This is a genomic window from Bacillus sp. LNXM65 (assembly GCF_002998575.1).
Taxonomy (GTDB): domain Bacteria; phylum Bacillota; class Bacilli; order Bacillales; family Bacillaceae; genus Bacillus.
In genome coordinates this window covers 209619-223508 of record NZ_PVRB01000007.1, presented here as the reverse complement: position 1 = coordinate 223508, position 13890 = coordinate 209619, and the positions used below count along the sequence as shown (strand labels likewise).

Here is a 13890-nt window from a genome sequence, read left to right as displayed (position 1 = left end):
CAAGACTATTTCTTCTGGTATTTGATCCTTATAATAGTAAGTAGATAAAATTCGGATCACGATAGATACATACAGGAGGAACAAATGAAAAAACAATTGATCACAGCTGCAAGTGCAGTTCTACTTGGGACGACATTATTTGCCGGAGCTGCCTCAGCACAATCAGTAAAAGTTCAAAAAGGTGACTCTCTTTCTGTTCTAGCGAAAAAATACAAAACAAGTGTGAGCAAGATTAAATCAGATAATAAGCTGAAATCTAACACGATTTATGTTGGACAAACTTTAAAAGTAAATGGTACTTCCTCAAAAAAAACTACGAAAACATCAAAAACAACAACAAAAGTAAAAGCGGCGTCAGCGACAGCTACTCATAAAGTTGTTAAAGGTGATACATTATCTAAAATCGGCAAAAAGTACGGCATGACTGTAAAAGAGCTGAAATCGTTAAATAAACTCAAAACAAACCTGATCAAAATTGGGCAAAAGCTAAAGGTCAAAAAGACATCTAAAAAAGTGAAGACAACACCTGTTAAAGAAAAAACAGTTTCTGCTTCTTCTTTAAACACGTCTAAGCTTGTAGCAGATGCTAAAGCGCACAATGGCACACCATATAGATGGGGTGGAACGACACCAAAGGGCTTTGATTGCAGCGGATTTATGTGGTATATCATTAACAAACAAAAAAAGATTTCAAGACAAACAACTGAAGGTTTCTGGGGATCAATGAAAAGCGTATCAACACCAAAGGTTGGCGATTTTGTGTTCTTTACAACATATAAATCGGGTCCATCTCACATGGGTGTCTACATTGGGAACAACAAGTTTATTCATGCTGCTTCTGATGGTGTGACGATCAGTAATATGAATTCAAGCTACTGGAAGCCGATTTACCTTGGAGCGAAAACATTTGTGAACTAATTTATTCTAAGAGACTGCTTATGAAGCAGTCTTTTTTTATTTGCGCTGTAGACTTACCGTTGGGTATATTTAAGAAAACACCAAAAAGCCAGTGCTGCTTGGCGTTAGTCAAGTAACACTGGCTATTCATCTAATGAGATTTAAAAACCTAATTGAAGATCGACATCGATCGATACGATGGTGTAGACACAAACAATAACAAAGATATTCAGTACGACACCAAGGAACCCTGGGCCCGTACGGCCTTTTTTAATGAACAGTTCAATAATGCCAAATGGAACTGCGGCCATTGCAAAAGGAAGCATCTGAAAAGAATAAAATGTCACGTTGCTGATAATGGCGAGGTTCAGCATGAGCAGGGATAATATCGCTGTACCGACGGAAATCCAGCCAAATACATTATGCTCTTTAAAAATTCTTACCAATTCCATAATTCCACCTCGCTCACTTTTGCCGTTTTAATGCGTTTTGTCTTCACAAATTTCTCGATTTCTTTCGAAGGACCTGTGATCACAGAGCCATAAATCGTGACACCATTTTGGTTGATATAGCGTATTCGGTTTGACAGATCCAGTTCAGGTCTGCCAGAGATCGTTTTTGCCCAGGTTGGGTGCTGATCGACATAAGCAAGGGCATCTTTAAATTGATCTACCTCTGTTTTTGATGTGTGCTGAAGCTCTTTTAAGAATTCAGAGTCTTTCCCAGGGAAGCCGATTGGCCGCTGATTCCCGCTTAATGAATCCTCTGTTTTAATCGCATTCCAGAGCACTTTCATATCATATTTTTTAGCAAAGGAATAAACGTCCTTTGGTGTATAAGCTTTGTCATAGGATACATACACTTCACTGACTGTTCCTTCAGGAAGCTTGTCTAAAGTAGTGAGTGTTTGTTTTTTTGATGCATCTGGCTGCGCCGAAGGATGGGTAAAGAAATCCTCCGTATCGCGTGCGCTGTCACCATAATAAGAGATGGTAGGCTGCTTTAATTTATCGAAAAACATCTCGATTTGTTCACTGCCAATGGCTTCTGTTTTATTGCCAATTTGTTTTTGCAGCTTCAATTCGGTGTTCATCCCAAAAAGCTTGACTTGGCCTTTTAAATCCTTCATATCAATCGCCACGTTTGGTTTCGTCAAAGCGACGGTGACAGCGGCTGTTTCCATGAAGTGATTCCCTTTGCTCTCTGCTCCGCCCACACCGTAGTATAGATAACTTCCTAATGTACAAAGCGGTAAAATAATGAGTGTCGATATGACAGCAAGCACGGAAATCCGTAAATAAGACTTTCTTTTTCCGTATTGTAAGATGGCTTTTTGCTTTTCAGGACTGATGGAAAAATCTGTCCAATCCGAGTCGTTCAGTTCCTGACTTAAGCGTTTTTCGTTTTCTTCAAGTTCTTCTTCAAACGCCATCATTTCTTCCTCGTTCATCTCACCATTATTATATTGTTCCCATCGCTTGTTAAACTCTTCATTCATCATTAACACCTCTGTTGTAAAGTGCTTTTAGGCGCTGCCTTGCACGAAATAAAACACTTTTAAAATTTGCTTCAGTAATATTCATGACCTTGGATGCTTCCTTGTAATTCAGTTCTTTTAAATAATACAATGTCAACGCTTCCTTGTAGTTATCTGGAAGCTGCTCTAAATACATGTTGAGGACTTCTTTTATTTCAACCTGTTCAGCAGGGCTTTGTACAGACGTTTGTAAAAGGCCGCCAATTAGATCATCCGATATGGTCACTTCTTTTTTATGTTTCCTGACATAATCAATAAAAGCATTTCGTGCCACCTGAAATAACCAAGGTTTCACTTTGCTATGGTCGTAGGAATGAATATGTATATAAGCACGCATAAAGGTTTCCTGCAATAAGTCTTCTGCCAAATGTTTGTCTTTTGTCATGGAGAGCAGAAACCTGTAAACATCGTTCATATACATTTGATAAATTTCATCGATCGTCACTGATTTTTCTCCCCTCTATGTTATACACGCATAAGAAAGGCATAAAGTTGCACGAAACTTCTCAATACCGTACATTACTCATCTCTTTCGCCGAATCAAAATCATTTCTCCTTATCATAGCGAAATTTACGCCATTTATAAAGCATTTTCAATAGAACAAATCAGGAAAAAACCTTAAAAAACGACAAATTTGGACACAATTCCTCTTCTATTCTCTCCTAAAACCATGGACCTGGATACAGAAAGAACGGTGATTCTTAACGAAAAATGATGTGATGGTTTGGCTGTTTCATGAAATTTTTAGTACCAGGTAATAAAAAATTTGTTATAATAGAAACAAATCCTTCATTCTTCAAACAAAGGAAGTGCACTATGTATAAATTTTCAGGCTATACCATCAAAGTATTATTTTCTCTCCGAGGCGGAATCAAAGTATATCAAAAAGAGAATCTGCCAACGGATCGGGGGTTTGTCATTGCATGTACACATGAGGGTTTTGTGGATGTTCTTGCATTAGGCGCAGGGATTCTTCCGTTTGAGATTCACTACATGTCGAAAAAAGAATTGTTTGCAAATAAATGGATCGGTGGATTTTTAAAGAAGATTCATGCCTTTCCAGTTGATCGAGAGAATCCTGGGCCAAGCAGTATTAAAACGCCCATTAAATTATTAAAAGAGGGAAAGATCGTCGGGATTTTTCCAAGCGGAACACGTACAACAGAGGATGTACCTTTAAAAAGAGGTGCGGTCACCATTGCCCAGCTCGGTAAAGCGCCAATCGTTCCAGCAGCGTACAAAGGACCGTCCAATGCGAAAAGTCTTTTCAAAAAGGGGAAAATGCGCTTAATTATCGGTGAACCGATTGAGCAGTCAGAATTTGAGCATCTGCCGCCAAAAGAACGGTTAGGTGCCATGACGGAAGTATTAAACACGAGAATTAAAGAACTTGAAGCTCAATTAATGGAAAAGGCATAAGAAAAACGACCGCTTGCTTTGGCAAGGGTCGTTTTTTTCTTAAGAAGCGCCTTCTTCAGCGGCTTCTGCTAATTGTTCATTTAACTTTTTGACTTCGATATATACCACATGGTGTCCATCGACTTCATTAATGATAAATTCATAGCCTTGTTCACGAATGGTGTCATTTTTCTCAACTTCATATTTCTGTGTAAGGAACCATCCGCCGATCGTATCGACCTCTTCGTTATCAAGCTGCGTACCTAAGAGCAGGTTGACTTGGTCAACTAGAACCTTTCCATCAAAGATGTAATGGTCTTCTCCAAGTTTACGAACTTCGTTGATTTCATCAATATCGAATTCATCACGAATTTCACCGACGATTTCTTCAAGAATGTCTTCTACAGTCACAAGACCTGCTGTACCGCCGTATTCATCTGATAAAATCGCCATGTGTACACGTTCACGCTGCATTTTGAGCAATAAATCATGTACAGGAACTGTTTCAATCACATGAATAATCGGGTTGACAAACTTTTCGATTGTATCACTTGTAGAACACTCACCGCTAATGCAGGCAGTGAGAACCTCTTTAATGTTTAGAACACCAATCATGTTATCTTTATCGCCATCTTCAATTGGATAACGTGTATATTTCTCTACCTTGGTCACCTTCAGCATTTCCTCAATGGTAATATCATGAGGGAAGCTGACAACTTCAGTACGAGGAATCATAATTTCTTTCGCCAGACGGTCATCAAATTCAAAAATTTTATTTACATATTTGAATTCAGACTGGTTAATTTCGCCGCTTTTATAGCTCTCTGATAAAATAATCCGCAATTCTTCTTCAGAGTGCGCCATGTCATGCTCAGAAACTTGCTGAAGACCGAACGCTTTTGTTAACAAACGAGCAGATCCATTTAATACCCAGATAAACGGGAACATCACTTTGTAAAAAATCATGAGCGGTCTAGCAAAAAGAAGAGATACTTGCTCCGCCTTTTGAATGGCGAGTGTTTTTGGTGCAAGTTCTCCAACCACAACGTGTAAAAACGTCATAATACTAAACGCAATAATAAAAGTGACAATAGAACTAGCTGATTGAGGAATGGACAGCTCTACAAATAGTGGAGCAAGCATGTGCGCAATTGTTTCTTCCCCTAACCAACCAATACCAAGGGCGGTAATGGTAATACCGAGCTGACAGGCCGACAGATACTCATCAAGGTGAGTCGTGACATGCTTGACAGCAACTGCTGTTTTATTACCTTCTGCGATTAACTGATCAATTCTTGAGCTCCTTAAGCGAATGATCGCAAACTCTGATGCTACGAAAAATGCGGTTAAAGCTATAAGCAAAGCAACTATAAGTAAATTAACTATGTCCAATTAAGGCCTTCGTTCTGACTTTGAGAACGAAGGTAACACCTCCTGTTTAGTAAAAATTTTAACTTAACAGCAGTAAAAATGATTGGACAGCCGTCATCTTTTCAGGTGTAAGCTGCTCTTTTAATTTTTCACGTTGTTCTGGCTGAAGCTGCTTACAACGTACCAAAATGCGGTCCATATGCTCGTTCATCCGATCGATATCAGAGGTTAAATGGACAAGTTCATCAGGATCTTCCTTTTGAGAAGGGAATTGTTCATCTAATCTGGATTTGATGTCAGAAAGAGCCAATCTCTGCTGTTTGCAAAGAACGATTAATTGTAATCGTTTTAAAGCATGTTCATCGTAATAACGATAATTTGAGCAAGATCTAACAGGCGCAAGCAAACCTAGATTTGTATAATAATCTACAGTTCGTTTCGTCACCTGTGCAATCTGTGCTAGTTCACCAATACGATACTTTTTCTCAGCCCCATCTGAACATCTCCTCCTAACCGTCACGTTATAGTTTATGAAAATAGTTTAATATAATTCGAGTCTGAAATACAAGTTAATTGTTCATATTTCCTGCCGATATGAACATTAGAGAGGGATTTCTCAGTCTAGATTGTCCTGTCAAATTTAACATAGTGATACAGGAATTTTCAGATTATTTATGGTAAGATAAAATGAATACCGTTTCATATATATGTAGAGAAGCGGATTTATACGTGAACCGGAGGTGGTTAAGTGGGGCCCTCAATGTAGTCTTATTTAATCAGTTAACCGTTTTGCAAAATATAACATCATCAATCAGGAGGTGACTCCTTGTTCTTCTAAGAAAGAGCAAGGTTAAATGGACGATATTGTTAATCTGAGTATAGTTGGTGTTTTGATTGCTTTAACAGCTTTCTTTGTTGCATCTGAATTTGCCATAGTAAAGGTGAGAAGTTCAAGAATTAATCAGCTTGTTGCCGAAGGGTCCAAAAAGGCCATCGTGGCGAAAAAGGTGACATCAAGGCTAGATGAATATTTGTCAGCCTGTCAGCTCGGTATTACAGTGACATCCCTTGGTTTAGGGTGGATTGGTAAGCCGGCTGTAAAAGAACTTTTGGTTCGAGGTTTTGGTTTGACAAACATTCCTGATTCAGCAATCAGCCTGATCTCAGCAACACTTGCGTTCTCTATTATTACCTTTTTGCATGTAGTCGTCGGTGAGCTTGCACCAAAAACGCTTGCGATTCAAAAGGCGGAAAAAATGACGCTCTGGCTGTCAGGCCCGCTGCATGCATTTTATATCCTGATGTTCCCTTTCATTTATGTGTTAAACGGGTCAGCCCGTGTTCTAACCAAAATGATGGGCATCGATATGGGGTCTGAAAAAGAACATTCCCATTCTGAAGAGGAATTGAAGATTTTATTATCTGAGAGCTTAAAAAATGGGGAAATCAACCCATCAGAATATAATTATATGAACAAGATTTTCGACTTTGATAATCGAATTGCCAGAGAGATCATGGTACCGCGGAGAGAAATTTGTGCCATTCCAGAAGATATGCCGCTAGATGATATCCTCTCCATCATGACGCAGGAAAAGTATACACGCTTTCCCGTGTTTTCAGGGGATAAAGACCATGTCATCGGCATGCTGAACAAAAAGCAGCTCTTTGCAGATCTTGTGTATCAAGGAGAAAAAGATCAACTGAAGATTCAAGATTATATATATCCAGTGATTGAGGTCATTGACACGATTCCTATTCAGGAGCTTCTCGTCAAGATGCAGCGCGATAGAATGCATTTGGCGATTTTAACCGACGAATATGGCGGAACGTCTGGACTTGTCACAACAGAAGATATTTTAGAAGAGATTGTTGGAGATATTCGAGATGAATTCGATGAAGATGAGCAGCCGGTTATTCAAAAAAGAGCCGATCATCATTATGTTTTAGATGGCAAAGTAAGATTAGATGAAGTTCAAGATTTGATCGAAATGTCATATCATGATGAAGAAATTGATACAATAGGCGGGTTAATCTTAAAAGAGAATATTGATATCCGAGAAGGACAATCCATTTATCTTGATGATATTCGGATGAAGGTCTTGGAGATGGATGGACGCTATGTTAAAAAGATCGACCTGAAGAAAGGCGTCATATCATCAGAAAAAGGAAATGCACGCACTGGGCTTGATATAAAAGAGCCGCTGTTAGTAAATGAAATGACCTTGAGCGAAAAATAAGCTCAAGGTTTTTTTAGGTATTTAGTCTCTTTTTACGAATGTTTGTTCGAGTTATAATAAGAACAAATGTTCGATAGAGGGGGATGGACATGCTTTGGTATGAAACAGCAAGTATCACAGAGAAAAAAACCTCAATGAAACGTATTGAGTTTCATTTGAAGAATTTCAAAAATTACCAGGCAGCGATTTTAAATATCGAAAGACAGCTTGAAAAAAGAAGCCCGCATCATCTGGATCACATGACACGGAAGAAGTTAGAAGAGCAAAAAAATCAGTATGAACTCATCGTTGCATGTATTAAAACAGCATTAAAAGAGTTGGATGAAATAGAGCAGCAGCTCATCGATTACAAATATTTTCGAGATTGGCGGATGGCCAAATGTGCGATGGAAATCGGCTACAGTGAAAAAACACTCTTTTTAATGAAGCGCCAGCTCATGGATCAACTGCTCATCAGCTTAGCCGCCATTACCAATATTTAAAAAAGGTGATGTCCTATTTGATAGAACGCAGCAAAGAGACAGAAAGACCCGATGATCGTCATCAATAAGTAGACAGCAAGTTTTCCGATTTGCCGCTGCTCTAGCATGGTCGCAGACTCTACACTAAACGTAGAGAATGTTGTAAAGCCACCGAAAAAACCTGTTCCAATGATCATAAGCAGCGGATGATTGGCAGTCACGGCACCTGTCAGTATACCTAAACCGGCAGCACCTAATAAGTTGATGAGAATAATACTATACGGGAAACGAGCATGAGACTTGGTTTTCTGTATTAATTGGCTAATGAAAAAACGAAGGGCGCTGCCAATCCCGCCGGCAACAGCTGTATATAAAACGATCATTTATCTGCCTCCTCTCTGCTGCTTATTTTGATGAAAGAGCCGCTGAGCAAGCATCAGTCCACATAAGGCAGCGGCTACTCCGGCAATGACTGAGAGCAGGATGTAGATCACACTTGAGGTGAATTGCCCAGTCTGTAATAAAAGAACCGTTTCTTTAGAAAAAGTGGACATTGTCGTAAAACCTCCGCAAAATCCTGTTCCGATCAAAGCGGCAAGATATTTTTTTCCCTTCTGGAACATAAAATATCCTGTTGAAAAACCAAGAAGCAGACTACCTGTTACGTTTTCGATTAGCGTTGCATAAGGGAATGTTTGGCTGACAATCGATTGGCTTAGTTCATATCTGCAAAGTGTCCCAAGCAGTCCGCCTATAAATACAGCAAGATACGCTTTCATTTACATCATTTCTCCTTTAGAAAAAATGGCGGGTGATCCGTCACCACTCCATCAACGGGATATTTTTTGATCCGATCGGCTGTTTTTTGGTCTTTCACAGTCCATATAAACACATCCATCCCGAATGAGTGGATGCGGTCTATCCACCATCTGTTGATCAGCGTTTTCTTCATATTAAGACAATCAGCAAACGAGCTGTATGCAGTTAACTTTCTTTTCGCCAGTTTATATGCAGTAGGCTTTATAATCAAAGCTGTTCGAAGAGAAGGGGCGAAAGCTTTGATTCTTTGAAGTGCATGATCATCAAAAGATTGAATCATGATATGACGAGAATAGGCAAACCGATTGATGATGTCGACAACTGCCTTTTCAATTCCTATCTGCCGTCTTGGGTGTTTGATCTCGATCAATATCCCGATCCGCTGACTGTATCTCTCAAGAACTTCTTGTAATGTTGGAATTCGTTCATTCGTGTACTGCTGGTCAAACCAGCTTCCTGCGTCCAGTTTTTTCAGCTGATCAAGTGTATAGCTTTTGACTAAACCGTTTCCGTTCGTCGTTCGGTCAACTGTATCATCATGGATCACGACTACGTGCTGATCCAATGTGAGCTGTACATCTAATTCAATATAATCTGCACCCTGCTGAACAGCTAAATCAAACGCGGCAATTGTATTTTCTGGGGCAGCACTTGATGACCCTCTATGCGCGATAATATACACATGCTCCAGCTCCCTGACATAAGTTCTGGTCTTATCATATCAAATGCTTTACCGTTTTTCCTTCTTTACTATATGGAGGGAAGAAGAGCTGTATGTAATGGTGAATCGCATTGCTAAGAAAGTATGATGATTCAAATGTGAAAAGTTGCAGGAATATCCCAAGCCATGATTGAGTAAATCTGAAGTACATCAATTTTTCTTCGATCAATTTTGTCCAAATCGTCAGCGTTCGCCAAAATATTAGTGCTTTCGTCATGTTGACTGAAAATTCTGATGTTTTATAATGATGAAAAGGAGGCGAGATGATTGGGTAAAGGGAGAATTAGAGTGGAAGAACGTATTAAGGTCGAAACGGATGCTGAAATGTTTAAAGCGACTCTCCTTGATCAGGCTCAGAAGAAAAAGTAGTTTGCTGCCCGTCGATATGTCTCTAGCCAAAATTTCATAATTGAACATCATGCCTCGGGACTGGTCCCGAGGCTTTTTATATAGAGGTCAGACATTTATGAGAGGACATAAACGAAGGTTATATTATAAACTAGAGAGGATTGTTTTAAAGGAGAGAGACAAACATGATTACACAAAAATGGATGGATACATATTTTACAGTAGATGTTGCGATCCAAATCGGTATTAGCCTTTGTATTTTATTGCTTTTTTTATTGCTTCGGAAAGTATTTACGAAGTACTTATTTCATCTTCTCTTTAGGCTGACCAATCGGTCTAAAACGGAGGTCATTAACCAAATTGTTGTGGCTTTCGAAAAGCCAGCCAGACTGTTTTTTGTCGCACTTGGGTTATATTTTGCGTTAAGACAGGCACCATACTTTGAGCATCATATGGATGTCATCGTCAAATTATATAGATCCTCCATTATATTGATGCTGACATGGGGGCTTTGTAATTTAACCGCAGCTTCTTCTTTCTTATTTCAAAAAGTAAATTCGAAATTTGAATTGGAAATGGATGATATTTTAGCACCGTTTTTATCAAAGGTACTTCGCTTCATTATCATTGCACTAAGTATTAGTGTCATTGCACAAGAATTTAATTATGATGTAAATGGACTTGTGGCAGGTCTTGGTCTAGGTGGTCTAGCCTTTGCGCTTGCTGCCCAGGATACGGTGGCGAACTTTTTTGGAGGGATCGTCATCATTACAGAGAAGCCTTTTACAATGGGTGACTTTGTGGAGACGCCAAGTGTTCTTGGAACTGTCGAGGACATTACATTTCGAAGCACAAAGTTTAGAACACCTGCTGAAGCTGTTGTGACAGTTCCGAATTCTACGCTTTCAAAGGAACCTATCACGAACTGGACGAGAATGAATAAACGCCAAATTACGTTTTCCGTACGTGTATCCTATAATACACCAAAGGAAAATCTTGACCGATGCATCAAACGTCTCAAACAAATGCTTTATGAACATGATGGGGTGCACAAGGAGACGATCATGGTAAATCTCGATGTACTGGCAGACAGTTATTTGAATTTATTTTTCAACTTTTACACAAACACGACGGCCTGGGCTGAAAACCTTGATATTAAACAGGACATTAACTACCGTATCATGGATATCTTCCATCAAGAAGGTGTAGAATTTGCCTTCCCTGGACAGACCATTTATATGAAACAAAAAGGCGAAAAACAGCTGGGTGAATAAAGGAGGAATGGTGAGTGGATCAAACAAAGGTGGCAGCGCTAAGCGAGAAATTAACGCAGGCTTCACATATTATGGTACTTTCAGGTGCGGGTATGAGCACGGAATCAGGTATCCCCGATTTTAGATCAACGGGCGGCTTATGGACTGAAGACACCGCCCGCATGGAGGCGATGAGCCGGTCCTACTTTTTATCACACCCTCAGCAATTCTGGCCGAAATTCAAGGAATTGTTTCAGATGAAAATGAGCGGAGAGTACGAGCCCAATAGTGGACATACCTTTTTAGCCAGCCTTGAGAAACAAGGAAAACATGTGGATATTTTCACCCAAAATATTGATGGCTTGCATAAAAAAGCAGGAAGCCAGCATGTATATGAACTCCACGGCTCCATTCAAACAGCTACTTGCCCATCGTGTCATGCGACATATGAACTGCCTTATTTATTACAAGAAGAAGTGCCTGTATGTCTAAAGGTTTCCTCAGACGGACGGACATGTGGGCGTGTGCTGAAAACAGATGTTGTCCTTTTTGGAGACAGGATCAAACATTTTGATCAAGTAGAGAAATCACTTCAGCGAGCGGACCTTCTGCTCGTCATGGGGACTTCCCTAGAAGTGGCGCCAGCAAGATATATTCCAGAAGATGCCGCTCAAAATCCTTCCATCTTCAAGGTGATGATGAATTTGAGTGAAACAGAATACGATCCACTGTTTGATCTTGTCTTTCATGAGCGAATTGGCGATCTCGTGAAAGCTTTATAAATCATCAAAGACCCCGCATCCAAAAAAGGTGCGGGGTCTTTCTTTATTGTTGCAGCGGCTTCATCGATTCATCAAGGACTTCAAATGTATAGCCCTTCGCTTTTAGCTGTGTGATTAAACTGTTTAAGTATTTTGCTGTCGCTGGCTGATCGTGCATTAAGATGATTTTTGGTTCTTTTGGATGTTTTGTCTCAAGCACTTGCAGCTGATTTAATACCTCTGGTACATATTTTGAGCTTTTATATTTCCAGTCAAGACTGTCAATTGTCCAATCCCAGTATACAAAGCCTTTTTGTTTTAAACGTGCCTTTTGCTGATCCGTTAAATTTGGGGCGCTGCCATAAGGTGTTCTCACAAGATGTGTATACTCACCTGTGACAGAAGCCAAAATGCGCTGATCTTCCTTCATCTCATTGACGGGAGAATCACTTTTTTGATAAAAGCGTTTCACATCATGTGTGATACCATGAAGCCCTAACTGATGACCTTCTTGATGAAGTCTTTTCACAGCTGCCGGGTGTTCCTTAATCTGCGGCCCAAGCATAAAGAATGTGGCCTTTACTTGATGCGCTTTGAGCACATCTAAAAGCTGATTTGATGTCGCTGACGGACCATCATCAAAGGTTAAAAAGATCGTTTGATCCGTTACATGTTTGTTTGGGTTGATCTTAAAATGTGCATCTAATGTTTTCGTAGAATCATCTTTTGCTTTCAGACTTGCGCTTGTGTCTCGGAATTGACTGCTCGCAGACATTTTAGCCGGCTGATCTGCTGCCTGCATATTGGTTTTAGATATATCCCAAATAAAAAAGAGGATCAGTGACAGAATCACTAAACCAATCGCCTTTGAGAGCAGCATCGTGTTTGAAGGTGTCTGTTTTTTCGTAACCCGTTGCATTACAATCGCTCCAATAAATCAAAAATTTGTGTCGAATCATGTAGTAGATTCTGTCTTTTTCCGCTGTTTTTTGTCGTGCTCATATCGATTAAGTATACAGGAAAAAAGAGCCTATGAATATAGAAGATGCTAAAAAATTGGAATCTTTTTGGTTATGAGTCTATGTTTGTTACAATAGAAAGTTGACCATTTATCATGATGTGAAATAATTCTGAATAATCATTGAAACGTACTCATTTATCCGCTAAGATAGCATCAGACTCAACCATTAATGCGAAGCGAAGGGGAGATTCCGTATGAAAGTATTGTATAATGGCGATTTCATTGAAAAAAAGGATGCACATGTTGATATTGAAGACAGAGGCTATCAATTTGGTGACGGCGTCTATGAGGTCATCCGTGTATACAATGGGACTTTGTTTACATTAAAAGAGCATACAGAGCGTCTGTTCAAGAGTGCAAAAGAAATCGGCATTCATCTTCAAGGTGCAGTATCAGATATGGAAGAAAAGTTAAAACAGCTCGTCGCCCACAACCAATTAACAGATGGAGGTGTGTATATTCAAGTCACGCGGGGCGTCGCACCTCGTAAACATCAATATGGCGATTCTCTCACTCCTCAAATCACAGCATATACGTTCCAGGTGAAAAAGCCTGTTCATGAGCAGACAGCTGGTGCAAAGGCCATATTATCTGAGGACCTTCGCTGGTTAAGATGTGATATTAAAAGCTTAAATCTCTTATATAACGTCATGGAAAAGCAGAAGGCATCTGAAGCTGGTGCATTTGAAGCCATTCTCATTAGAGATGGTTTTGTGACTGAGGGAACCTCCTCGAATGTATATGCCGTCATTGATGGCGTGATTCGCACACATCCAGCAAACAATCTTATTCTAAACGGTATTACCCGTAGAAAGCTTCTTGAGGTATGTAAAGAAGAGGGATGCAGTGTTGAAGAAACTTGTATAAGTAAAGAAGAGCTGCTGCGCGCGCAGGAAATCTTCATCAGCTCGACGACGGCTGAAGTCATTCCGATTGTTGAAATTGATGGCCAGCCAGTAGGGGAAGGCGTTCCAGGAGAGTTGACAAAGCGTGTACAGGAAGGCTTCCAGCAAAAAATTAAACATGAAAGTGAAGCATCTATTTCTTCATAAATAAAGAGAGGCT

At 39.8% G+C, this 13890-nt stretch carries 17 protein-coding genes; 8 read left to right on the top strand and 9 right to left on the bottom strand.

The annotated features are described in order from the left end of the window. Positions 1-84 precede the first annotated feature (84 nt). Positions 85-918 carry a C40 family peptidase gene (locus C6Y03_RS15155; protein WP_034663692.1) on the top strand — a complete coding sequence of 278 codons (834 nt, stop codon included), beginning with the start codon at positions 85-87 and terminating at the stop codon, positions 916-918. Between the two features lie 140 nt (positions 919-1058). Here C6Y03_RS15155 and C6Y03_RS15150 read toward each other — a convergent pair whose 3' ends face one another. Genes C6Y03_RS15150 through C6Y03_RS15140 form a run of 3 tightly spaced genes read right to left on the bottom strand, consistent with a single transcriptional unit; the run spans position 1059 to position 2879 of the window. Then, positions 1059-1349, bottom strand: coding sequence for a hypothetical protein (locus tag C6Y03_RS15150; protein WP_034663689.1), 291 nt, complete (start codon positions 1347-1349; stop codon positions 1059-1061). Further along, the gene (locus tag C6Y03_RS15145; protein WP_034663685.1) at positions 1337-2395 is read right to left on the bottom strand and encodes an anti-sigma factor; all 1059 of its coding nucleotides are present in this window, start codon (positions 2393-2395) and stop codon (positions 1337-1339) included. Before C6Y03_RS15145 ends, C6Y03_RS15150 begins: the two co-directional genes overlap by 13 nt. Then, positions 2388-2879 carry a sigma-70 family RNA polymerase sigma factor gene (locus C6Y03_RS15140; protein ID WP_003211938.1) on the bottom strand — a complete coding sequence of 164 codons (492 nt, stop codon included), beginning with the start codon at positions 2877-2879 and terminating at the stop codon, positions 2388-2390. Before C6Y03_RS15140 ends, C6Y03_RS15145 begins: the two co-directional genes overlap by 8 nt. Positions 2880-3251: 372 nt before the next feature. On the opposite strand from C6Y03_RS15140, the gene C6Y03_RS15135 reads away from it, so the two are divergent. Next, on the top strand, positions 3252-3854 hold the full coding sequence (locus C6Y03_RS15135; protein ID WP_034663683.1) for a lysophospholipid acyltransferase family protein: 603 nt from the start codon (positions 3252-3254) through the stop codon (positions 3852-3854). Between the two features lie 39 nt (positions 3855-3893). On the opposite strand, the gene C6Y03_RS15130 is transcribed toward C6Y03_RS15135, so the two are convergent. Next, entirely contained in the window at positions 3894-5225 is a 1332-nt protein-coding gene (locus tag C6Y03_RS15130; protein ID WP_012009419.1) for a hemolysin family protein, read from the bottom strand. Between the two features lie 58 nt (positions 5226-5283). Next, a complete protein-coding gene (locus tag C6Y03_RS15125) occupies positions 5284-5724 on the bottom strand; it encodes a MerR family transcriptional regulator (RefSeq protein WP_034620022.1) in 441 nt (146 codons plus the stop codon). A 334-nt stretch (positions 5725-6058) separates the two neighbouring features. Here C6Y03_RS15125 and C6Y03_RS15120 point away from each other — a divergent pair, with 334 nt between their 5' ends. Both C6Y03_RS15120 and C6Y03_RS15115 read left to right on the top strand, forming a co-directional pair. After that, entirely contained in the window at positions 6059-7441 is a 1383-nt protein-coding gene (locus C6Y03_RS15120) for a hemolysin family protein (protein ID WP_060595863.1), read from the top strand. Positions 7442-7530: 89 nt separating this feature from the next. Continuing rightward, the gene (locus C6Y03_RS15115) at positions 7531-7923 is read left to right on the top strand and encodes a hypothetical protein (protein ID WP_060595866.1); all 393 of its coding nucleotides are present in this window, start codon (positions 7531-7533) and stop codon (positions 7921-7923) included. Here the strand turns inward: C6Y03_RS15115 and crcB (C6Y03_RS15110) are convergent. From crcB (C6Y03_RS15110) to C6Y03_RS15100, 3 genes are read right to left on the bottom strand one after another with little or no spacing between them, the layout of a single operon-like run. After that, entirely contained in the window at positions 7920-8285 is a 366-nt protein-coding gene (crcB, locus tag C6Y03_RS15110; protein WP_060595868.1) for a fluoride efflux transporter CrcB, read from the bottom strand. The genes C6Y03_RS15115 and crcB (C6Y03_RS15110) overlap by 4 nt on opposite strands. After that, positions 8286-8681, bottom strand: a complete 396-nt coding sequence (gene crcB, locus C6Y03_RS15105) for a fluoride efflux transporter CrcB (RefSeq protein WP_060595870.1) — start codon at positions 8679-8681, stop codon at positions 8286-8288. Positions 8682-8686: 5 nt separating this feature from the next. After that, positions 8687-9403: a glycerophosphodiester phosphodiesterase gene (locus C6Y03_RS15100; RefSeq protein ID WP_066031101.1), complete on the bottom strand. Its 717-nt coding sequence runs from the start codon at positions 9401-9403 to the stop codon at positions 8687-8689. 306 nt (positions 9404-9709) lie between these two features. Between C6Y03_RS15100 and C6Y03_RS15095 the strand changes: the two genes are divergently transcribed. The 3 genes from C6Y03_RS15095 to C6Y03_RS15085 all read left to right on the top strand — a co-directional run bounded on the left by C6Y03_RS15095 (position 9710) and on the right by C6Y03_RS15085 (position 11825). Continuing rightward, positions 9710-9811 (top strand): YhdX family protein, encoded by a 102-nt coding sequence (locus C6Y03_RS15095; RefSeq protein WP_008359843.1) that lies wholly within the window; start codon positions 9710-9712, stop codon positions 9809-9811. Between the two features lie 164 nt (positions 9812-9975). Then, positions 9976-11064, top strand: a complete 1089-nt coding sequence (locus C6Y03_RS15090; protein WP_060595874.1) for a mechanosensitive ion channel family protein — start codon at positions 9976-9978, stop codon at positions 11062-11064. 29 nt (positions 11065-11093) lie between these two features. Beyond that, complete coding sequence (locus C6Y03_RS15085; protein ID WP_375567667.1) at positions 11094-11825, top strand: NAD-dependent protein deacylase; 732 nt, start codon at positions 11094-11096, stop codon at positions 11823-11825. Positions 11826-11868: 43 nt separating this feature from the next. Here C6Y03_RS15085 and C6Y03_RS15080 read toward each other — a convergent pair whose 3' ends face one another. Further along, complete coding sequence (locus C6Y03_RS15080) at positions 11869-12723, bottom strand: polysaccharide deacetylase family protein (protein ID WP_066031100.1); 855 nt, start codon at positions 12721-12723, stop codon at positions 11869-11871. A 296-nt stretch (positions 12724-13019) separates the two neighbouring features. Between C6Y03_RS15080 and dat the strand changes: the two genes are divergently transcribed. Next, complete coding sequence (gene dat, locus C6Y03_RS15075; protein ID WP_106031624.1) at positions 13020-13877, top strand: D-amino-acid transaminase; 858 nt, start codon at positions 13020-13022, stop codon at positions 13875-13877. The last annotated feature ends 13 nt before the right edge of the window (positions 13878-13890 follow it).